Source organism: Micavibrio aeruginosavorus (assembly GCF_051245535.1).
GTDB classification, from domain to species: Bacteria; Pseudomonadota; Alphaproteobacteria; order Micavibrionales; family Micavibrionaceae; genus Micavibrio; species Micavibrio aeruginosavorus_D.
In genome coordinates this window covers 2,073,445-2,093,239 of the sequence record NZ_CP195303.1, presented here as the reverse complement: position 1 = coordinate 2,093,239, position 19,795 = coordinate 2,073,445, and the positions used below count along the sequence as shown (strand labels likewise).

The 19,795-nt window shown below is 57.4% G+C and carries 21 protein-coding genes; 10 read left to right on the top strand and 11 right to left on the bottom strand.

The window, feature by feature from the left end; genetic code table 11:
• Positions 1–63 precede the first annotated feature (63 nt).
• A complete protein-coding gene (locus ACSC94_RS10160) occupies positions 64–606 on the bottom strand; it encodes a carboxymuconolactone decarboxylase family protein (RefSeq protein ID WP_435640726.1) in 543 nt (180 codons plus the stop codon).
• A 208-nt stretch (positions 607–814) separates the two neighbouring features.
• Positions 815–1,366 carry a TetR/AcrR family transcriptional regulator gene (locus tag ACSC94_RS10155; protein ID WP_435640725.1) on the bottom strand — a complete coding sequence of 184 codons (552 nt, stop codon included), beginning with the start codon at positions 1,364–1,366 and terminating at the stop codon, positions 815–817.
• Between the two features lie 192 nt (positions 1,367–1,558).
• On the opposite strand from ACSC94_RS10155, the gene ACSC94_RS10150 reads away from it, so the two are divergent.
• A complete protein-coding gene (locus tag ACSC94_RS10150; protein ID WP_435640724.1) occupies positions 1,559–2,155 on the top strand; it encodes a hypothetical protein in 597 nt (198 codons plus the stop codon).
• A gap of 225 nt (positions 2,156–2,380) precedes the next feature.
• Here ACSC94_RS10150 and ACSC94_RS10145 read toward each other — a convergent pair whose 3' ends face one another.
• The 6 genes from ACSC94_RS10145 to ACSC94_RS10120 all read right to left on the bottom strand — a co-directional run bounded on the left by ACSC94_RS10145 (position 2,381) and on the right by ACSC94_RS10120 (position 9,802).
• Entirely contained in the window at positions 2,381–4,465 is a 2,085-nt protein-coding gene (locus ACSC94_RS10145) for a cation:proton antiporter (RefSeq protein ID WP_435640723.1), read from the bottom strand.
• Between the two features lie 251 nt (positions 4,466–4,716).
• Positions 4,717–5,658, bottom strand: a complete 942-nt coding sequence (locus tag ACSC94_RS10140) for a ParB/RepB/Spo0J family partition protein (RefSeq protein WP_435640722.1) — start codon at positions 5,656–5,658, stop codon at positions 4,717–4,719.
• Entirely contained in the window at positions 5,655–6,527 is an 873-nt protein-coding gene (locus tag ACSC94_RS10135) for a ParA family protein (RefSeq protein WP_435640721.1), read from the bottom strand. The genes ACSC94_RS10140 and ACSC94_RS10135 overlap by 4 nt, the downstream gene beginning before the upstream one ends.
• Positions 6,528–6,729: 202 nt before the next feature.
• Positions 6,730–7,347, bottom strand: coding sequence for a 16S rRNA (guanine(527)-N(7))-methyltransferase RsmG (gene rsmG, locus ACSC94_RS10130; protein WP_435640720.1), 618 nt, complete (start codon positions 7,345–7,347; stop codon positions 6,730–6,732).
• Entirely contained in the window at positions 7,337–9,253 is a 1,917-nt protein-coding gene (mnmG, locus tag ACSC94_RS10125) for a tRNA uridine-5-carboxymethylaminomethyl(34) synthesis enzyme MnmG (protein WP_435640719.1), read from the bottom strand. Before mnmG ends, rsmG begins: the two co-directional genes overlap by 11 nt.
• A gap of 57 nt (positions 9,254–9,310) precedes the next feature.
• A complete protein-coding gene (locus ACSC94_RS10120) occupies positions 9,311–9,802 on the bottom strand; it encodes a hypothetical protein (protein ID WP_435640718.1) in 492 nt (163 codons plus the stop codon).
• Positions 9,803–9,965: 163 nt separating this feature from the next.
• Here ACSC94_RS10120 and ACSC94_RS10115 point away from each other — a divergent pair, with 163 nt between their 5' ends.
• Positions 9,966–10,601: a hypothetical protein gene (locus ACSC94_RS10115; protein WP_435640717.1), complete on the top strand. Its 636-nt coding sequence runs from the start codon at positions 9,966–9,968 to the stop codon at positions 10,599–10,601.
• Positions 10,602–10,634: 33 nt separating this feature from the next.
• The gene (locus tag ACSC94_RS10110; RefSeq protein WP_435640716.1) at positions 10,635–11,207 is read left to right on the top strand and encodes a hypothetical protein; all 573 of its coding nucleotides are present in this window, start codon (positions 10,635–10,637) and stop codon (positions 11,205–11,207) included.
• A 31-nt stretch (positions 11,208–11,238) separates the two neighbouring features.
• On the opposite strand, the gene mnmE is transcribed toward ACSC94_RS10110, so the two are convergent.
• From mnmE to ACSC94_RS10095, 3 genes are all read right to left on the bottom strand, one after another.
• Positions 11,239–12,597, bottom strand: a complete 1,359-nt coding sequence (gene mnmE, locus ACSC94_RS10105; RefSeq protein WP_435640715.1) for a tRNA uridine-5-carboxymethylaminomethyl(34) synthesis GTPase MnmE — start codon at positions 12,595–12,597, stop codon at positions 11,239–11,241.
• 9 nt (positions 12,598–12,606) lie between these two features.
• Complete coding sequence (locus tag ACSC94_RS10100) at positions 12,607–12,915, bottom strand: DUF6489 family protein (protein ID WP_435640714.1); 309 nt, start codon at positions 12,913–12,915, stop codon at positions 12,607–12,609.
• A 97-nt stretch (positions 12,916–13,012) separates the two neighbouring features.
• Positions 13,013–13,837: a hypothetical protein gene (locus ACSC94_RS10095; protein ID WP_435640713.1), complete on the bottom strand. Its 825-nt coding sequence runs from the start codon at positions 13,835–13,837 to the stop codon at positions 13,013–13,015.
• A gap of 168 nt (positions 13,838–14,005) precedes the next feature.
• Here ACSC94_RS10095 and ACSC94_RS10090 point away from each other — a divergent pair, with 168 nt between their 5' ends.
• From ACSC94_RS10090 to ACSC94_RS10060, 7 genes are all read left to right on the top strand, one after another.
• On the top strand, positions 14,006–14,716 hold the full coding sequence (locus ACSC94_RS10090; RefSeq protein ID WP_435640712.1) for a dienelactone hydrolase family protein: 711 nt from the start codon (positions 14,006–14,008) through the stop codon (positions 14,714–14,716).
• 9 nt (positions 14,717–14,725) lie between these two features.
• Positions 14,726–16,486 carry a hypothetical protein gene (locus ACSC94_RS10085; protein WP_435640711.1) on the top strand — a complete coding sequence of 587 codons (1,761 nt, stop codon included), beginning with the start codon at positions 14,726–14,728 and terminating at the stop codon, positions 16,484–16,486.
• 108 nt (positions 16,487–16,594) lie between these two features.
• Positions 16,595–17,476 carry a hypothetical protein gene (locus ACSC94_RS10080; RefSeq protein ID WP_435640710.1) on the top strand — a complete coding sequence of 294 codons (882 nt, stop codon included), beginning with the start codon at positions 16,595–16,597 and terminating at the stop codon, positions 17,474–17,476.
• A gap of 5 nt (positions 17,477–17,481) precedes the next feature.
• Positions 17,482–18,186 carry a hypothetical protein gene (locus ACSC94_RS10075; protein ID WP_435640709.1) on the top strand — a complete coding sequence of 235 codons (705 nt, stop codon included), beginning with the start codon at positions 17,482–17,484 and terminating at the stop codon, positions 18,184–18,186.
• A 3-nt stretch (positions 18,187–18,189) separates the two neighbouring features.
• Positions 18,190–18,906 carry a hypothetical protein gene (locus tag ACSC94_RS10070; RefSeq protein WP_435640708.1) on the top strand — a complete coding sequence of 239 codons (717 nt, stop codon included), beginning with the start codon at positions 18,190–18,192 and terminating at the stop codon, positions 18,904–18,906.
• 97 nt (positions 18,907–19,003) lie between these two features.
• On the top strand, positions 19,004–19,441 hold the full coding sequence (locus ACSC94_RS10065; protein ID WP_435640707.1) for a hypothetical protein: 438 nt from the start codon (positions 19,004–19,006) through the stop codon (positions 19,439–19,441).
• Entirely contained in the window at positions 19,442–19,795 is a 354-nt protein-coding gene (locus ACSC94_RS10060; RefSeq protein ID WP_435640706.1) for a hypothetical protein, read from the top strand.

The window sequence follows — 19,795 nt, the reverse complement described above, 5'->3', positions numbered from 1 at the left end:
AGATTGAATGTGGATTGGTTGAATGCTCATGATTATCTCCTTCAGTGTGTGGTTTGGGTTCAATTACGCGGCTTTTTTGATGATTTCGACTTTCGGGAAGTCGATTTCAGTTTCCGCCACGCCGTTCACCGCATTGGTGAAGATGTTCAGCGCAACATTGGCGATGATTTCCAGCAATTCTTCATCGCTTAAGCCCGCATCACGGGCGGCGGCGACGCCGGATTGCATGTTTTCGCCATGGGTGCGGTTGACCTCCAATGCGAAGTCGATCATCGCTTGCGTTTTCGGGTCGGACACGCTGCCGCTTTGGGCGGAGCGCAGATCATCACCGCTGACGCCGGCCATGCGGCCGAGGGCCGTGTGGGCGCTCAGGCAGTAGCCGCAATCATTGCTGCCGGCCAAGGCGATGGCCAATTGTTCGCGGGCCTTGCCATTCAGCGTGTTTCCAACGGCGCCGGAAAAGGCAAAATACCCATCCAGCACTTTCGGGGCGTTGGCGATGACGCGGAACATATTCGGCACCATGCCCAGCTTGGCTTTTGCACCTGCCAGTAATTCAGCCACGCGGCCTGTGGCGGTATCGGGATTTACGGGTTGAATCGTCATGATCGTCTCCTTGGTTTTGGGTTTCAATGCGTAGTCATCGTCTAATTCTATCTATATAAAGATAGATATTCAGGGAGAGAGAAAAGGCGGGTGGTCACCGACATTTTTCCTCTCCCTAAAACTCTTTCTCTTCCCCGCTCGTCACACCGGCGCAGGCCGGTGTCCATACAATCTATCCTATGGATCCCGGCCTTCGCCGGGATGACGTCTAGGGGTGTAGAAAAGGCGCAATGGCCTGATCAATCAGGGCTGGATTTTTCTCCAGCCGGGCGATCAGCAACACGCCCTCCAGCGCACCAATAAAGCCCAGCGCCTTGGCCTGCGCCTGATCCGGTGTGGTCGCCGGGTCCAGCCGCACAAATTGCCCAGCCAGCCAGCCGCGCACATCATCGAAATAGGCTTTCAACGCCGCGCGTGCCGCATCATTCATGGCCGCAAATTCCGCAGCCAGCATGCCGCACAGGCAGAAATTATCCTGCCGCCCAGTGATGAAGCTTTTGAATAAATCGCCCAAAGCCTGCAATGATGCTTGGGGCGACATTTGTGCCGTATCAATGGCCGCCAGTTTTTCACCAACGATCTTGCGCTGGCGTTCAATCAGGGCCACAGCCAGATCATCCTTCTTCTTGAAGTAATAATGGATGCTGGACGTTTTGATCCCAACCGCGTCGGACAAATCGATATAGCTGAACCCGTTGAACCCCCGCGCCTGCGTCAGGTCCCCAGCCACTTGTAATACTTGTTCGCGCATATCAGACATTGTCGGCCTCGCTTCACTCTATCTACATATAGATATACCATTCGGTACAAAAAGAGTCAAGGGGGGATTACTCCTCCCAAAAACAGCAGTTCTTAAAATGTGTGGACAAAAGGGAATCCCCAAACCCCTACAGATTGAATTCGTATAATACCACAAATAGGATATCAATAAGCATAGCACGAGGACAACACCATGCTTTCATCAACTTCTGCTGCAAGACAGGCCATCATTGACCGCTTTTTGGAAATTATCGCCGAATACACCGAGAACGCTGTTGCGATTGGAAACCTAGAAGAACGGCAAAAAAATCTTTCCACACTGCTTCAGGACTGCGAGAGGGCCGGCCACCTTTTTGGCTTTGATGTGGCAAAAGAAGCCTTTACCAGCCAGTCACAAGAAAACTGGAATCTTAGCGCGCCCGTCAAAACCATCTCCCAAAAAACAATCAAAGAAGGAATCTTGGAGGAGGCCGAGAAAGCCTACCCCAAGCCTGTTCGTGCAAGTCAGCTAAGAAAAGTTTTGGAGCGCCGACGTGGTGAGACGCTCCATGAGAAAACTATCGGAATGACGCTTTATCGGCTCTCCAAACAGAGCTTGGTCAGACGCGATGGCTGGGACTGGTACTTTGTCCCGGCCCAAAAGAACGAAACCCCCGCGGCTGCAACCACGGGAGTTTCTTATAGCCGGTCCGATTACTCGGACCCCTACACCCCAAACGCGATCGCAGCGTATAGAAAGGAGGATTTGATGGACTGGCAAACCACCCGATTATTATCGGGTAACCCTTAACGGGGCCATCCATCCTACCCCTTCCAAAAGGGTAAGGAGCAACGGCGCAACCCCTCCAAAGGGCTCTGCGCCGTTGTGCATTTTATGGTGGTAACATAGCACGATTCGACGAGCAAGCCAGAAAAAGATTCTGTAAATATGGAATCTGCGTAACAATAAACCGACCAACAAACAAAAAGGGCGCGGATACTCCCGCGCCCTTTTCTTTGATTTGTAATCAATACCTTAGACGGAGAATTGTTCGCGCAGATCATGCATGACATGCTCGTCCACCAAACCCTTGTCATGCAGGTAATCCAGCGCCCGGCCGCCCGAAGCGAACAAAGACCGTTCCGCCAGTTTGTGCAGATAAGGCAGCAATTCATCCTTGTATTCCGCAACCATGTTATCCGCCTTTTCGCCGGAGCGTTTTTTGTATTGGCGGTACAGGGCCAGAACCTGATCATAGGATTCCGGCAGAAACACCGGATGGCCGTGTTCGGTTTGCATGCATTCGATGGTCTGGACCGCCTTGCGGGCCATGATCATCTGCGCGCGGTAATATTCCAGCCGCTGGGCCGGGGTGATCAGGCCGCGATTGCGGTCAAACGGCATATTCACCAGCGCCACCAGCTTGTCGAACACATCCTTGCGGTCGGTGTAGGCGCGCGGGTCGATTTCATTGTGGCGGGCCTGTTCGATCTTTTCTTGTTGCAGGCACAGCTTGCTGTAGAGGCGGCGATAGGTCTGCTCGCTCACCTCTTCGTTGATGAACAGGTTTTTCAGGGCCGTTTTTTCGACATGCACCATCGCCAGATGCAGGGATTGGTCGAAAATAATCCGGCCATGGGTCTGCACCAGATCGGCCCGCATGGCTTCGGCCGCAGCCAGTTTCTGCTCCAGACGCTGCATCATCGCCGCGAAATGTTCAGGCCGGACGAAGCCCTTTTCATGGTGCTTCACCAGACGCGCCCGCTCGGTCTGGAGGTAATAGATCCCCAGATCGGCCTCGTGCGCCTTTTTCAGCGCGTTTTCATCGGTGATTTTCAGCTTTTTCATGATCGGCACGATCAGCGGAGCCTTGATAAACAAGGTCGCCAGAATGCACCCGATGGTCAGCGACAGCAGGAATTCCTGCGGCGTATAGGGCAAAACCCAACCCGGAACCGTGAAGTCCGCCGGGATCAACGTGACGATAATAATCGACAACGCCCCGCGCAGACTGCCCCAAGCCAGCAATTTTTCCCAGGCGGCGGGGATCGGGGCTTCAACCTTGCTCAGGTTCAGCGGCACCGTCACGGCATAGACCGCAATAATCCGCGAGAACGCCACCACCAGCACCGTGACAATAATCGGCAGCCACAAATGCGCCAGATCAACGCCCGCGCTGGCAAACAACAGGCCTGCCATCAGGAACACCAGCGAGTTCACAACGAACGCCATATGTTCGATCAGCTTGCCCAGATAGCCGTCCACTTCGGGGTGCAGCGTGTTGCGGGAATAGTTCCCCATAAACAACGCCGCCACCGTCGTCGCGATAATCGACGAGATATGGACCACACCGCTATGGTTGATCAGCTCGCAGGTGATAAACACCAGATGCGCCGAAATCAGGATCAGCGTCACGGTCACAAATTCGTTTTTCTTCGTGTAGCGCAGCGCACGTGTGAACACGGCGGCCATCACCAGCCCCAGCCCCACACCCAGAACCAGCATGGTCACGAATTCGAACATGCCGTGCATGATCGTTTCGGTGCCGTGGAAGCCCGTTGTGGCCACACCCAGCAACACCATAAACAACGCCACCGCCGTACCATCATTCAGCAGGCTTTCCCCTTCGAACACCAGCCCCAGACGACGCGGCACATGGCATTCCTTGAAGATGGCCAGCACAGCCACCGGATCGGTCGGCGAAATCACCGCGCCGAACACCAACGCCAGCATGAACGGAATTTCAATGCCCACCAGCGGCAGAGCAAAGAACAACAAGGTCGCCACCGTAATCGTGGAAATCACCATCCCGACCACGGCCAGCAATGAAATCGCCCACGCGCTGTCCAGCATGCGGCGCATATTCATGTTGAAGCCGGATTCAAAAATCAGCACAGGCAGGAAGATGAAGAAGAGCAGTTCAGGCGTCAGGACCATATCGCCCAAAAAGCCGAACACAGAGTTGAGATAAGGCAGATTCACAATAGGAACCAGCAACACGCCCACAGCGACCAGCAACACCGTATAAGGAACTTTGATCCGCTTGGAGGCGAAATAGATCACGCTGGAAATCGCGATCAGGACAAACAAGGCTAACGCAGATGTAATATTCAGTACCATTTGAGAGGGATCCTGTTTTTTCAGAACTGGACGATCCTCTACTCCCTTTCTTGTGCAATGCACAGGAAAAATTATAAAAGGTTGATTTTAATGGGTTTATTTAGAATAACATCTGTGGAAAATAATATAAAAACCGTCTAAAACCCTGCGACACGTCGCCATACGCAGGGCACAAAAAAGGGCGCAGATTTTATGCTGCACCCTTTTTGCACAAATTTTAGTCGGTCGCGATGCGCGAAAAACCCTTGTGGTTATTGAACGCGGCCACCGGCGGCGACCAGTTTCTGCACAATCACATCCAACTGGTCCAGATCGTCAAATTTGATCTTCACCGACCCCTTGGTCGCGCTTTTCAGGTCGATCGACATTTTCATGCCGAGGCGTTCGCTGATGTCTTGTTCCAGCGCGCGGGTGTCGACATCTTTCATCGGCTTCGCGGCTTTGGCTTTTGCGCTTCCGGCTTTGCCTTCGGCGGATGCGGCCAGACGTTCGGTTTCACGGACCGACAGACCCTTCTCCACCACCACGCGGGCGAGGGCTTCCGGATCGGCCGCCGTGATCAACGCCCGTGCATGACCAGCGGTCAGCGCATCCTTCGCGATCAGCTTGCGGACATTTTCCGGCAGGCCCATCAGACGGATCGTATTGGCGATGTGGCTGCGGCTTTTGCCGACAACACCGGCCAACTTTTCCTGCGTGTGACCAAATTCGTTCATCAGGCGGATATAGGCTTCGGCCTCATCCAGAACGCTCAACGATTCACGCTGGATGTTTTCGATCAGGGCAATTTCCATCGCCTGCGTATCATCCAGATCGCGGATGATCACCGGCACATCATGCAGGCCCGCCTTTTGGGAGGCGCGCCAGCGGCGTTCACCACAGATGATTTCGTAGGACCCGGCTTTCACTTTCGACGGACGCACCAACAACGGTTGCAACACGCCATGGGCGGAAATGGACTCGGCCAGCTCTTTCAGCGTGGCATCATCAAAAACATGACGCGGCTGGGTCGGACCGGGGATCAATTGCGTCACGGACAAAGTCACGCGCCCAGTGGACGCACCCGATGCCGCAGCCGCCGGAGCGGCAGACGGCGCAGCCGATGCAGACGCACCAGACGGGCCAACCAATTCTTCATCATCAAACAGAGCGGAGAGACCCCGGCCCAGACCACGACGTGCTGTACTCATCATGCAGCCCCTTTCACTTCTGTGTTTTGCGATTTATTTTCAATAAGTTGCTGTTCATTGGCGGCCGCTTCGCGCAACAATGTACGTTCGCGTTTCAGCACTTCGCTGGCCAGATGAATATAGGCGGTTGCGCCCGGACTTTTCATATCATAGACAATCGCCGGAAGACCAAAAGACGGCGCTTCGGACACACGGACGTTGCGTGGAATAACCGTCCGGTACACCTTGTCCCCGAAAAATTCACGCACGTCATTTTCAACCATGCTGGACAGGTTGTTGCGGCGGTCATACATGGTCAGGACAACGCCATGAATATCCAGCGTCGGGTTAAAGGCCTTGCGGACGCGTTCGATGGTTTTAACCAGATGGCTCAGACCCTCCAGCGCGTAGAATTCACATTGCAACGGCACCACCACCGTGTCGGTTGCAACCAGTGCATTCAGGGTCAGCAGGCTGAGCGACGGGGCACAGTCGATAATAATATAGTCGAACGGCAAGTTCTGGCGCAGCGCGTCGCGCAGGCAATATTCGCGGCGTTCAACATCCACCAGTTCAATTTCCGCCCCGGACAAATGGATCGAGGATGGAACGATGGACAGGTTCGGCACCTTGGTCTGCATGATCGCATCTTCGACCGCGACCTCACCGAACAACACATCATAGCTGGAATGGCGGATATCCACGCGCTTGATGCCCAGACCCGTGGAGGCATTGCCCTGCGAATCCAGATCGACCAGCAGGACCGTCTTGCCCACCGCGCACATGGCAGTGGCCAGATTGACCGCCGTCGTGGTCTTACCCACGCCGCCCTTTTGGTTGGCAACCGCCATGATACGGGGAATTTTCGGGGTTGGCACAACCTGTTCGGTCATTGATACGCTCCTCAAGCGGGGGTTCAATTGATATTCTTAAGCGCGCCGATCATGCACGAACGAGTCGATGATCGTCAAACTTTTTGGCAAGAAATCTTTCAAATTGTCGTCACTCCGGCGAAGGCCGGAGTCTTCCACCAGCAAGGATGAAGATCCCGGCTGGAGTTTATCCTCCGCGAAGGCGGGGGGCCGGGATGACAGCTTAAAGCCGCTGGATCGCGGTCAGTACCAAAATACGGGCCGCCGGGTCGGTGGCGCTTTGGTGTTCGACGAGGTCAAAGGCCCAGTTTTTGCGGGCCTCAGCCACTTCTTCCTCGGCGCGAGCGCCTTTGGGGAAGATCAGGGTGATGGCCGGGTTGGCGGCCACCCACGGGGCCACGAGATCCAGCAAAGCGGGTAAAGCCGCCAGAGCGCGGGCCGTAATCACGTCCGGGGCTGGGCGGCTGGTGGTGGCCACCTCAATCCGCTCATTGGCGACAACCGCCCCGGCTTTTGTTTCACGTGAAACGGTAGAGAGGAAGGAACATTTCTTCTGGTCCGATTCCACCAGCGTCACAGCCAGCTCCGGACGGGCGATGGCCAGAACCAAGCCCGGAAACCCCGCCCCGCTGCCCAGATCATACAATGTCCGGGCCGTGGCCGGGACCAAGGGCAGAACCTGCAGAGAATCCTTGAAGTGCCGGGTCTCCGCCTCGCGCAGCGTGGACGGGCTGACCAGATTGATCGCCGCCTGCCACTTTTCCAGCAGAGCGCGGTACCGGGACAGCTTATCCTCTGTTTCACGTGAAACAGGGGGGATGATCAGGGGATTAAGCGACATCGCGGTCTTCTTGGTCTTGAGAGTCAGAGCGTTTCCCACCACGCTTGACGAAGCGGAGCAAAGCCACAACCGCCGCCGGGGTCACACCCGGGATGCGGGCCGCAGCCCCCAACGTGACAGGCCGCGCCTGTTGCAGCTTCAGCCGGATTTCGGTGGAGAGCGAGCCAATGCCCGTGTAATCCAGATCCACAGGCAGAACCAACGCCTCATCCTTGCGGAAGGCGGCAATGTCGGTTTCCTGCCGGTCCATATACCCGGCATAGAGGGCATCAATCCCGATCTGCTCGGCCACAGCCGGGCTGATAACAGACAGCTCCGGCCAGACCCCACACAATGTCACCCAGTCAATATCCGGGTAGCGCAGCAGGTCATAGGCCGAACGCACCTGCCCGTCCATATTCACGCGCAAGCCCTTCTCAGCCAGAACATTCGGGGAGGCCCGCAGTTCTTGGGCCAGCGCCCGGCCCAATTCCAAAGCCGCCTTCTTCGCCGCCCAATGTGTTTCACGTGAAACAGACACGCAGCCAATCCCCAGACCGCGATCGGTCAGGCGCTGGTCCGCGTTGTCGGCGCGCAGGGTCAGGCGGTATTCCGCCCGGCTGGTAAACATGCGGTACGGCTCGGGCGCGCCGCGGCTGATCAGATCATCAATCAAAACCCCGATATAGGCCTCAGCCCGGTCGAGGATAAAGGTCCGGCCCCGCCCTTCGGCTTTCAGGGCGGCATTCACCCCGGCCATCAACCCTTGGGCCCCAGCCTCTTCATAGCCCGTCGTGCCGTTGATCTGCCCGGCCAGGAACAAGCCGCTCAGGCGCTTGGATTCCAACGTCGGGCCCAGATCGCGCGGGTCGCAATAATCATACTCAATGGCGTAGGCCCATTCCTTGACCACAACATTTTCCAACCCCGGGATGGTGCGCAGAAGCTGGTCCTGCACTTCAATCGGCAGGGCGTTGGAAATGCCGTTCGGATAGATGGTGTTGTCGTCCAGCCCTTCCGGCTCCAGAAAGATCTGGTGGCGTTCCTTGTCGGCGAAGCGGACGACCTTGTCCTCGATCGACGGGCAGTAACGCGGGCCCGTGCCCTTGATCGCGCCTGAATACATCGGGGCGCGGTGCAGGTTCGCACGGATGATATCGTGCGTCGCCTGTGTCGTATGGGTGATGTAGCACGGCACCTGTGGCACCCGGATTTCATCCGTCATGAATGAGAACGGCACCGGCGGGGTGTCGCCATGCTGGGGTTCCAGAATGGACCAGTTGATGGTCGATCCATCCAGACGGGCCGGGGTTCCGGTTTTCAAACGGCCGAGCGGGAAGCCGAGCTTCTCCAATGTCTGGGCCAGACCAACCGCCGGGGCTTCGCCCACGCGGCCCGCCGGAATGCGCTCTTCGCCCCGGTGGATCAACCCGCGCAGGAACGTGCCCGTGGTCAGCACCACGGATTTCGCCTTAAGCTCTTGGCCAGAAAGGGTTTTCAAGCCCGCAACCGCGCCAGATACAGGGTCAAGGATCAAATCATCCGCCCCGCCTTCAATAATCGTCAGATTGGGATAGTCGGCCAGCAAGGCCTGCATCGCTTCGCGGTAGAGCTTACGGTCGGCCTGCGCCCGGGGGCCGCGCACGGCGGGGCCCTTAGACGCGTTCAGAACCCGGAACTGGATCCCCGATTGGTCGATCACGCGACCCATGACCCCGTCCAGCGCGTCAATCTCACGCACCAGATGGCCCTTGCCCAGACCGCCGATAGCCGGGTTGCACGACATCACCCCGATCGTGTCGGCGCGGTGCGTGACCAACGCCGTGTCAGCGCCCATGCGCGCAGCCGCCGCAGCAGCTTCACAGCCCGCATGCCCGCCACCCACAACAATGACATCGAATTCCGTTTTCATGATCTTGGTGTCCATCGGGCGCTTATATCCCGCCTGTGGATAAAATTCCAGTTTTTGCTGATGCGAAAACGCTTACAGCGCGATGGTTTGCGGGAAAGGTATCTTCTCGCATTTCAGAACCAGATAGACGCGGCTCGGCCCACTGACCCGCGCGCCACAATCGGCCAATGCCGAGGGCTGCTTCGCCGCCATCTGGTGCCATTGGGCCGCCATGCGCATGGCCTGCACCTCATGGGCATCGGCGGCAACGGTGCTGAGGCCCGATGACAGCGCCACAGCCAAAGCAGTCCCGGCAAAAAACTTGGCGGTAAAAAGACCAGCCCGGCTCTTGCTCGGTTCACTCAACAGCGCCGTGCGCCATGACGCCGCCGCCCCAACGGCAGACCCCAGATAAGCCGCCGTCTCGAACGCATCCTTGGCCGATACCGGGTCCCCTTCACTCAACGCCTTGATCGCCAGCGTGGTCGCGGCCACGGCGCTGATCGCCACGTCACTGTAATGATGGAACGCGCTATACCCCTCAAACCCCTTGCGGGTGAACAGGCGGTGCAATGTGAAAATCATGGGTCGGCCCCTTTCGGTCCAATTCAATCTCCCCCGCTTATACGCCCCGCACGACCTGAACGTCAAGAATTATGGGAATATTTTTCTGGACAGGGTTAGGGCTGCGGCCTATAACCGCCCCTGCAATGAACCACTGCAATTTTTAATTTTTTGGACAGGCCCCATGCCCCAACACAATACCCCGAACACCCCGCCCGTCACACAAGGCCACACACAAGATGGTCAAGCCCTGATCAAAGGGGCCAAGGCCGGGCTGCTGCTGACTGTGGGCGCGACCCTTTGCACCTTCGCGTTTGTCGGGGCGGCGATTGGTGTCTGGGTTACGATTGCGGCTGCCGTCATCGTGGACTCTGTCGTGGGCACTTTGGTTGCTTTCGGGGCCACAGCGGCAACCATGTGCGGATCTCTCACGCTTGGCCAATATGCCTGCAAACGCGGAGAGGCGGCATGGAACGCCCTGCCGGGTTACGGCGTCACCAAGATGGTCGGGGCCGTGGCTGCCCCGATCGCCCTTGCCTTCGGATTGGCCCATGCCACCCCCCACATGATCCCGGCCCCGATCAAAACGGCGTTCAATGAGATCGCGCAAAAACGCGAAGCCGCGCGGATGAAAGAGCCACAAAACACACAACAGACTGATCAAACAAACACCGATGGCACCGATGTTTCCGGGCCGTCGGACAATTTGATCTACGTGCTGGAATCCAAAGATTGTGACAGTGAAAGCGCGAAAGAAATGGAACGTTTTTTGACGGAACAAAAAACTGTTTTCATGTGCCTGCCAAAATTTGTGCCGTAACTTATTGCCCCCGCTTTTGAGAGAGAAAAGACAATGACCCTGATCAGCAAAACCCGCGATTTTTTAAACAGCAACCCGCTGGCTTCATTCTCCATGGGCGTGACAAGTGGCGCCCTGATGGCCGTTGGTGTTGCCTCCGGCTATGCCATTGCGCCCATCCTGATCAATGGCGGAACGATTTCCCTGATGCTGGGGATGCTGGGCGGCGTCACGCCCATCCTTGCCTTCGCCGCCGCCGGTGTAACGGCCAGCCTCGCCGCCACATGTGGGTACCTGACCTACCGCGCTGGCCGCGCCCAGCAGGCGTTCAGCGAAAACAACAAACAATTCACCCAAAACCATGGCCGCTCCTATGTGGCAGGCCAGGCGGCGGCGATGGCGCTTTACGCCGCCGTGATTACAGCCACCCCCAGCATTGATACCATTTTCAACGCGGTGGTCAGCGGGCCCGATGAATCCGCCCCAACAACCACGCTGGATCAAAACACGCTGGTCTATGAAATGACATCAAAGGATTGCGCGGGTGAAACGGCACAGGATTTTCTGCGCTTCATGCGGGAACAGAATGTCCCGGCCTATTGTTTCCAGCAGCAGCCACAGCCCTAGGGCTTATTCCCTGGGGCTTATTTCCCGGGGCCTATTTCCCGATACAGAAATCCCGGAAAATGACGTCGAGCAGATCCTCGACGTCAACGCGGCCTGTGATGCGGCCCAGCGCGCGCAAAGCCAGCCGCACATCCTCCGCCATCAATTCCGGCAGCGGCGCGACCAGCGCGCGGGTTAAATGATCGTGGCATTGTTCCAGTGCTTCGCGGTGGCGCGCGCGGGTCAGTGACGGGGCCTCGCGGCGACCCACCACCTGCTCCAGCCGCGCGATCATCGCATTGATCAACCCATCCATCCCCTGCCCCGTGCGGGCCGAGACCTCAACGGTATCATAGCCTGTCACATCCACCGGGCGTGCCCCATTCGCATCCGCCTTATTGGCAACAATAATGCAGGTTTCATCGACTAAATTCAGCGTATGGGCATCCATTGTGTCGTCCGTGGCATCAAACACCAGCATGCGGATATCGGCACTTTCGGCGCGGGCCAGCGCGCGGCGAATGCCCTCGCCTTCAATCGCATCGGCCCCTTCGGTCCCAATTTGATCAGGACGCAGGCCTGCCGTGTCGGCCAGAATAACCGGATAACCGTTCAGATCCAGATGCACCTCAATCACATCGCGGGTGGTGCCCGCCTGATCGGACACAATCGCCACATCGCGCTTGGCCAGCGCATTGACCAGCGATGATTTGCCCGCATTGGGCGCGCCAATCACGGCGATATGAATGCCATCGCGCAAGCGTTCGCCGCGGCGGTTGTCGTTCAAATGCTCCTGCACATCCTCGATCAGATCAAGCAGGACGGGCGTTACCTGCTCCGCCACGCCATCGGGCAAATCCTCATCCGGGAAATCCAGATCGGCCTCCAGATGCGCCAAGGCCCGTTTTAATTGGTCGCGCCAGCCTTCATACAGGCTAGACAGCGCCCCATCCATCTGGCGCAAGGCCTGCTGGGCCTGCAATTGCGTTTCGGCATGGATCAAATCGGCAATGGCTTCGGCGGCGGTTAAATCCATCTTGCCGTTTTCAAAAGCGCGGCGGGTAAACTCCCCCGGCTCGGCCATGCGGTGGCCGCCTTGTGTTTTCAGTGCCTCCAGCATCGCCCGCACCACCGCCGGACCGCCATGCAGGTGGTATTCCACCACGTCTTCGCCGGTAAAGCTGGCCGGGCCGGTGAAGCCAATCACCATGGCATGGTCAATAACCGCGCCGCTGGCCGGATCGCGCAGCAAACGCAGCGTCGTCATTCGCGGGGTCAGTGGTTTTTCCCCCGCAATCGCCTGTGCCGATTGATGCGCCAACGGCCCCGACACCCGTACAACCGCCACCCCACCGCGCCCCGGGGGCGTGGCAAGGGCGAAGATTGTCTGTGTCAGCGCGGGGTCAGTCATGGTCTGCGATTACTTGTCTTTTGCGGGTTTTTTCGCTTTCGCGTCATCCGGCGGGGTGCCAAATCCCGGCATGCCGGGCATATTCGGCATCGACTGGCCCATCTGGGACCAGAACATTTTCTGCATTTCGTTCCAGCTATTGATCGTCATTGGCATCCACGTATTGACCAGCGTTTCCGGGTCCAGATTGCGGATGTTTTCAAGGATACGGTCTTCCATTTCCTTCATCATGCGGTCCTGCATCGGCGCAATGTTGGGCAGGCCAAAAAACGCACGCGCTTCTTCCGGTGTGCACTCAATCTCCAACTCAACTTTCATGGCGCTTATCCTTTCCATGATGGCAAAAACGATCAAAGCGGCCCGGTTGAGCCGCTTTGACAGGATAGTGATTAAACGGGCAAAGGGAAGGCCGTTTTTATTGCGGGCACGGGCGCGTGGCAATTTTGACGCGGTAATCGGTGCCATCCTTGTTCAGCACGATTTTATCGCTGCCCAGCGGCACATCGATGCGGGTGATTTTGTACCCTTCCGGATACGCTTTCTGATCGTCCTGCTCTTCCTTGACCACGACCAGACCGCGCCCTTCCGGTACGTTCAGCGTGCCCGCCTGCATATCGGCGACCAGCGCGCGCAGCGCGGTGAGCCCGTCGCCAAAAGTCATATACTGAACCGCAATCGCCTTGCCATAGGTCGGGCTGTTGAACAGATGCGCCAGAACACCGCCGGCGTGGCCCAGATCATTCCGCTCAAGCACGCGAATGTTGTTTTGCTGCAGATAGTCCAGCATGGCCAGTGTCTCGGACACCGGAACCCGCTGGCGCTGGTAATAAGACCCCATGCCTTCAACAAAAATGGCGGTTTCATCGTGCGTCCAGCGCCCTTTGCTGTTCTCCTTCTGGCACAACGCAACCGTATCCTTGGCCATCTGATCTGCTTTCAAAATCAGCGTGGAGGTGTCGTCTGCGGCGCGGTGCAGGGCGATGCTTTGCTGCAGCATTGCATTGTCTTGTTCAACGCCCTGCAAGCGGCTGTTTTCAGCGGCCAGAACAGTGTTTTGCGCGGACAGGTCGGCGTTGGATTTTTGCAAATCTTCGGCTTCGTTCTTGAAATACTTCGTTCCAGCAACACCGGCGAAGGTGATCATGAAGCTCAGCCCCAGCAGGCGCAGATAACGCGTCTCCCGCTTGGCCATCACGTCCTTAAGCAACTCGATCTCGGTTTTTGGATTGGAATCGCTCATCAAAATAGCCTCAGTTCTATGTTTTCTTGTGCAATGGGGTCATTCCATAACACACCACCCCCTTCACCGCAATTCTTTCAGCAAGGACTTTTCCTGTCCCCCAAGGCACGGTATCGTCTTCGTGTGTGTCGTTTTTTAATCAAACAATTTCAATAGAGGCTCCCCATCATGTCCACCATCACCATTCCGACCAAAGACGGTCAATCCTTCACCGCCTATATCGCCACCCCGGCCGTCACCCCCGCCCCGGTGGTGATTATGGTTCAGGAAATTTTCGGCGTGAACGCGGATATGCGCGAACATTGCGACCGCATGGCGGAAATGGGCTATCTGGCTGTGTGCCCGGACCTGTTCTGGCGTCTGGAACCGGGCGTCGATATCACCGATAAAACCGAAGCCGAATGGAAAAAAGCCTTTGACCTGTATAACCGTTTCGATGTGGATACGGGTGTTGAAGATTTGCGTGCCACATTGCACACCATGCGCGGCCACGCCCATTCCACGGGCGCGGTTGGCTGCGTCGGGTATTGCCTCGGCGGCAAGCTGGCCTATCTGATGGCCGCACGCAGCAAGGTGGATGTGTCCGTGTCCTATTACGGCGTCGGGCTGGACGACATGCTGGCCGAGGGCAAGGGCATTAAAACCCCACTGCTGATGCACATTGCCGAAGAAGACAAATTCGTCAGCAAAGATGCCCAGACGAAAATCAAATCCGCTTTGTCCGCCAACCCGGCGATTACCATTCATTCCTATCCGGGCGTGAACCACGCCTTTGCGCGCATCGATGGCGATCATTTCGATGGCCCGTCCGCCGATCTGGCGAATGGCCGCACGGCTGATTTCCTGCAAAAAGCCCTGAAAAAATCAGCGGCGGCATAAGCGGACCGCATGACCGGATTACCCCCCAGCGAGAGCCCCGTTTATAACGGCCCCGTCGATCCACAGACGGGCCGTCCGCTCTTTACCGACGCCACGCTGGCCCTGATGATCGGGCCAGAGGGCGAACCACTGCAGATTGATCCGGTCGATGCGCATTTGCTGGCGCTGGCCACCAAACGGATGAAGGCGCTGGTCCATGGCAACGGGGCCAAGGCCGAAGATGTGATGCTGGAGGGCTTTGACGGGGCCATCATCAATTTCGACGCCCGCACCCTGTTCGAAATCCGCCACCAGATCGCGCACAAATCTGTGCCCGGAAAACAGGGCAATGCCGAAGTGGTGGGCTCCACCGCCGATCTGCATATGCGGATTCAGACCGAGGTGGAAAAAACCACCCGCAACAACATCATCGTCAATTACGCGATCGAAGTGCTGGAAAAGCGTGCGGACAAGGGGTTTGCCGTCAATAATCTGGTCATCAAACTCGACCGCCTGAACAAAAGTTTTGTGCATCATAATAGCTGCAATCCCTGCAGCGGCACGGGCAAGCTGGCGTGCCGTCCGTGCAATGGTGACGGGCGTTTATCGTGCAATCGCTGCCGCGGGGAACGCACGCTGAATTGCCCGGTGTGCCGTGGGGACGGCGTGATCCGCAACCCCAGCACCAACCAAAATTCGCCCTGTAACCGCTGCCACGGCAAACGCATCATCGGGTGCCAGGCCTGCCACCAGACGGGGCAGATGAAATGCCGCCCCTGCACCGGCACGGGCCGCGTTGGGTGCGCGCAGTGCAATGCGTCTGGCCGGATCAGCGATATTGCCTATGTCAGTTTTGATGCGCTGACCAAATTCGCCTATGACCTCTATGACCTGCCCGTCTCTCTGCCGCCGATGATCGATTCATACGGCCCTACGCTGGTGTCCGACGCCCATGCCGAATTGTTCGTGTTGCAGGGGAACGAACAACAGGCGTGGCAGAAAGAACTGCGCACCGCTGAACATATCCGGGACGAGGTGATCATCCCCTATCACGCCCGCCTGCCGTGGGGCATGATCCGCTTCAAACTGGGGGATGAGGTTTTGTCTGGCCAGATGCTGGGGTTTAACGGCGAATTGCTGCATTTCCCGCCCTTCCTTGAACGGTTGATTACGCCGGGCGTTGAACGGCTGGTACAGGCCGCCAGCGGGTTCAGTGTCAAAAACAACCTGCATGAATCCGCCCGCACAAAAATCATCGCCACATCCCTGCTGGCCGCTGCCACCCTGCCCCCGAAAAAGGCGTTTGCCATGGTGCGTCGCCGCTACACCGCCGGGATTGAACGCGATGCAATTGAACGGCTGGTCACCCTGTCGACGCAGGGGCTGGCCCGCCTGACCCGTTTGTCGCGCATCATGACACTGACGGCGGGCACGGCCCTCACGGGCGGGTTTTACGCGCTGTGGTTTATGGGGGGCTGGCGCGGAACCTTCTGGGCCGCGATGCCCCCGGTTCCCGCCCCCTTGTTCGTTTCTGCCGTGGTGGATTGCGCGTGGGCGGGATTGTTCGGTTATGGCCTGACCCATGCGGCCCGCTTTGTCACCCGCGCCCGCATCCTCGATCTGGTCCGCCCAATGATCCCACCGGACAAACGCAAGAAATTCATGCCCCGCGCCGGCAAAACCGGGCTGGCCGCCTGGGGTTGCACCCTTGGGGCCTGCATCGGCATCATCGGCCTGACGCTGGCCCTGGGTACCGGGACACCGGACTGGGTCATCGCGCTTACGCGTTGATTTTAAATGATAATTTTTCAATAATCATAATTATGCAAATTTATTGACTCACAGGCCGCACTGGCCTTACATTGCCCCATATTTTCATAAGAATTTATAGGGCAAAACATGACCAATCCACAATCCGGACCACGACGCACAGCCCCGTCGCTCCGCAACCGTTTCGAAGAAGACGGCGCGCATCACGCACCAGCCGCGGCCATAGAGGACCACGCCATGACCCGCAACGAATTCAAAAAACTGCTCAACGATGTAGCAGAGCCGCCCAAACCAGCGGCCCCGATCAACACGGATGACATCATCGTGACGGCGGCCCCGCCACCGCCCGCGACAGAGCTGGCCACGCAAAACCAAGACAATAACCGTGCGAAGCTGAAAAGCGATTGGGTCGCACTGTCAACCGCGAAATCAATCGACGCCATGCGCGGGCGTCTTTTCATGGATACCGGCCTCGCCCTCAGCGTTAGCGTGACCGGGGTGTCCGTCTATTTCTACCTGCCGACCCCGGAGGAAATCGCTGCCGAGGCCGCGAAAGAAGCGGCCAAAGAACAAAACAAACCGAAAAAAGAACGGCTGGCCGATGCGTACCACAGTGTTGCAGACCTGAATGTCACCTTGCCCAACACCACCAAGGTCGTACAGGATATCCGCGCCATTCCCGAGGGCGAAGCTTGCTGGAAAAAATATACGGACACCCCAACCGATGCCGGCTCCATTCAAACGGCGACGCTGCATAAATGTCTGGGCGACGAATATCTTCCCCTTGTCTACGAAGACTTCAACAGTAACGCAGGCTCCCCTGACATGGCCTTGTGGCTGTCCGGAACCATGGCTGTGATGTTTGGAATCGGAAAAATAATAGCCTACGTCGAAAACAAACCCATCAAAGCGCTGCAAAAAAGCATTCGCAGCAACCCGGAATATAACGGCCAGCCCTTGCCCGGCCCGTTCAAAAGAACGCAACCCACCCTGAAACTGGATAAGGACTAAAAATCATGGTCGCCGATTCATGCCCACCACCGCGCCCAACCTCCCGCACCGCCTTTGCGGATGGCGCCACGCCCGTATCCACGGATGAAAAAATCATTCCGACATGGAGTGATGACAACATCATCGTCACACTACCCGCCACAACGCAGGAAGAGCGGAAGGAGCTGGAAAGAGCGATTTTTCACACCAAACTCAGCGCGCGCGCAACGCCTTTTCTATACGCCGTGCCGTTACTTCCCTTATCTATGAGCGGTTATGGCTTTTATCACAATATCACCACCCCCGCCGCCGAATTTCAGAAGCAGGCGGACACCATCAACGCAGCGGTGGCGCAGAAGAAGCGGCTGATGCCTGCCTATGACATCGCGCGCGCGCAAGATGCAAACGTCGCCAATACAACCCCCTTCATCCTTGATGCCCGCAGCACAGAGATCGGTGCGGCGTGCTGGGCGCAATATACGACCAACACCGCGGACAACGGCACAATCAACACCCAAATGCTGGGCAGTTGCATCGGCACAAAAATTCAAGATATCCCCGACAATCCCGTTCAAGCGGACCCCGATTATCTCATTTTTTCGGGGCTTTTTATGATCTCACTCGTGTTTTTCGGGTGGATTGCGGCAATACACCGCGATGAAAAAAAGGAATTGGCCTGCCTCACCGCACAGCGCGACGCTCAAACTCCAACCGCGCCCAGATTGGATTAAACCATGGCGAAAAAACCTCATCATTATTACACCGCGCCGCGCACGGACCAACAGGCCCCGCGCAATCCGTCACTGGAAACATCGGACATCATCGTCACGGTTGAACCGCCCAAACCCGCCGATGACAGAGTAGGGCGCCTCTGCCTCGATCATGATATTAAAATTGCCTGGCACAAAAATGATCAATATTCGATCCGCCGCGCCTACACCATCGTCAGCCTGAGCGCTGTTACCTTTGTCGGCCTTCAAGGCGGCGCCGTGCAGTTTAACCGCCGAACACCTGAACAAAAGGCCCTATCAAAGCAGAAGGACGCGGTGGCGGATCTGGCTGCAACCTTCAAGGGCGCGGATGCACCGCTGCCCAACACATCACAGGCGGTGATGGATTTGCGCAGCCTGCCTGAGGGCGAAGCCTGCTGGAAAAAATACACAAACGACCCCGCGAGTGCGGGCAGCGTCCATGGCACCTTGGTGCAAAAATGTCTGGCCGATGAAGTCAACACGCTGAACCAACAGGATGGCGGCGACTTTGTCTCTGTTCCATGGCTGCTCTGTATTGCAGGAGCGGGGATCGCTTTCTCTCGGGGGTTTAAAGTTTTTAAGGATCACATCGCCCCCCACCAGAAACAGTGCAAAGCCATCCGCAACAACCCGCTGTATAACGGCGAAGCCTTGCCCGGCCCCATCCGGCAAACGCGCCCCACAGGGCCAGAGCTATAACATTTCCCTAATATACGCTTTCTCTTGACGGTCCGCAGCCCTAAGCCCTAGGGTGCGGACCGTCTCACGCTGAAAATCAAAACAAAGGACAGAGACCATGGAACAGGGTATGCCCGCCTACGCCAAACCGGAACACGCCGCCGCGATGCAGGATTTGCAGCGCGATGCCGCCGAGATCAAGGCGCTGCGCGCAGGCTTCACAACACTGGCGCAACTGGAACGCCGCCGTTTTGAATGCAAAACCAACGGCCTCGTGTCGAGCGCGGCCTGCGCCATCACAGCCGCAGCCGGGGCCGCGCCTTTTTACAGCGAAACGGTTCACACCAATCTGACCACCAACGACACCAAAGACGGTTTTCTGGCCGTCACAGGATCGGTCAGCCTCGTCTTCGCCTTGTGCGCCACCGCCTTGCTGTACAAGGCCAAAAGCCTGCGGCACGCCGTTGATGACGCCATGCCCGCCCACCAGACAAACGTGGCCCGGTTCCACGTCCTGCACGCGCGCATCAAAACCCACACGCATCAGGATTTGTAAATGACACACACACACCCCCAGAACGACCACGATCGCCTGTCCACGCTGAACGCGCATCTGGAAGATTACAGAAGCCTTCTGCAACGCCATCACCTGACCAGCGTAGCCGCCGGGGCCACGGGCCTCAGCACACTGACCTGCGGTGGATTGTATGGATTGACCAGCCTGTCGGAACGGCACGAAGCCCCCAGCGATCTGGCGGGTCTGGCACTGGTTTTTGCGCTGGCAACAGGGGTGCTGGCCAAACGCGCCTTCCTGCAACACAAGGCCATTCAAAAACAATCCGCCGCGTTGGCGGGCGTGATTGCGGAACGCGAAATACTGGTCCGTAAACTGTACCCCAAGCCGGAATAG

What these genes read in the sequence shown, in the direction of transcription:
- mnmG (WP_435640719.1), bottom strand. Translation starts at nt 9,253, where the DNA reads ATGGACACCAAGATCATGAAAACGGAATTCGATGTCATTGTTGTGGGT.
- ACSC94_RS10065 (WP_435640707.1), top strand. Translation starts at nt 19,004, where the DNA reads ATGGAACAGGGTATGCCCGCCTACGCCAAACCGGAACACGCCGCCGCG.
- ACSC94_RS10140 (WP_435640722.1), bottom strand. Translation starts at nt 5,658, where the DNA reads ATGATGAGTACAGCACGTCGTGGTCTGGGCCGGGGTCTCTCCGCTCTG.
- ACSC94_RS10115 (WP_435640717.1), top strand. Translation starts at nt 9,966, where the DNA reads ATGCCCCAACACAATACCCCGAACACCCCGCCCGTCACACAAGGCCAC.
- ACSC94_RS10135 (WP_435640721.1), bottom strand. Translation starts at nt 6,527, where the DNA reads ATGACCGAACAGGTTGTGCCAACCCCGAAAATTCCCCGTATCATGGCG.
- ACSC94_RS10060 (WP_435640706.1), top strand. Translation starts at nt 19,442, where the DNA reads ATGACACACACACACCCCCAGAACGACCACGATCGCCTGTCCACGCTG.
- ACSC94_RS10160 (WP_435640726.1), bottom strand. Translation starts at nt 606, where the DNA reads ATGACGATTCAACCCGTAAATCCCGATACCGCCACAGGCCGCGTGGCT.
- ACSC94_RS10085 (WP_435640711.1), top strand. Translation starts at nt 14,726, where the DNA reads ATGACCGGATTACCCCCCAGCGAGAGCCCCGTTTATAACGGCCCCGTC.
- ACSC94_RS10145 (WP_435640723.1), bottom strand. Translation starts at nt 4,465, where the DNA reads ATGGTACTGAATATTACATCTGCGTTAGCCTTGTTTGTCCTGATCGCG.
- ACSC94_RS10120 (WP_435640718.1), bottom strand. Translation starts at nt 9,802, where the DNA reads ATGATTTTCACATTGCACCGCCTGTTCACCCGCAAGGGGTTTGAGGGG.
- ACSC94_RS10080 (WP_435640710.1), top strand. Translation starts at nt 16,595, where the DNA reads ATGACCAATCCACAATCCGGACCACGACGCACAGCCCCGTCGCTCCGC.
- ACSC94_RS10090 (WP_435640712.1), top strand. Translation starts at nt 14,006, where the DNA reads ATGTCCACCATCACCATTCCGACCAAAGACGGTCAATCCTTCACCGCC.
- ACSC94_RS10100 (WP_435640714.1), bottom strand. Translation starts at nt 12,915, where the DNA reads ATGAAAGTTGAGTTGGAGATTGAGTGCACACCGGAAGAAGCGCGTGCG.
- ACSC94_RS10075 (WP_435640709.1), top strand. Translation starts at nt 17,482, where the DNA reads ATGGTCGCCGATTCATGCCCACCACCGCGCCCAACCTCCCGCACCGCC.
- ACSC94_RS10155 (WP_435640725.1), bottom strand. Translation starts at nt 1,366, where the DNA reads ATGTCTGATATGCGCGAACAAGTATTACAAGTGGCTGGGGACCTGACG.
- rsmG (WP_435640720.1), bottom strand. Translation starts at nt 7,347, where the DNA reads ATGTCGCTTAATCCCCTGATCATCCCCCCTGTTTCACGTGAAACAGAG.
- ACSC94_RS10070 (WP_435640708.1), top strand. Translation starts at nt 18,190, where the DNA reads ATGGCGAAAAAACCTCATCATTATTACACCGCGCCGCGCACGGACCAA.
- ACSC94_RS10150 (WP_435640724.1), top strand. Translation starts at nt 1,559, where the DNA reads ATGCTTTCATCAACTTCTGCTGCAAGACAGGCCATCATTGACCGCTTT.
- mnmE (WP_435640715.1), bottom strand. Translation starts at nt 12,597, where the DNA reads ATGACTGACCCCGCGCTGACACAGACAATCTTCGCCCTTGCCACGCCC.
- ACSC94_RS10110 (WP_435640716.1), top strand. Translation starts at nt 10,635, where the DNA reads ATGACCCTGATCAGCAAAACCCGCGATTTTTTAAACAGCAACCCGCTG.
- ACSC94_RS10095 (WP_435640713.1), bottom strand. Translation starts at nt 13,837, where the DNA reads ATGAGCGATTCCAATCCAAAAACCGAGATCGAGTTGCTTAAGGACGTG.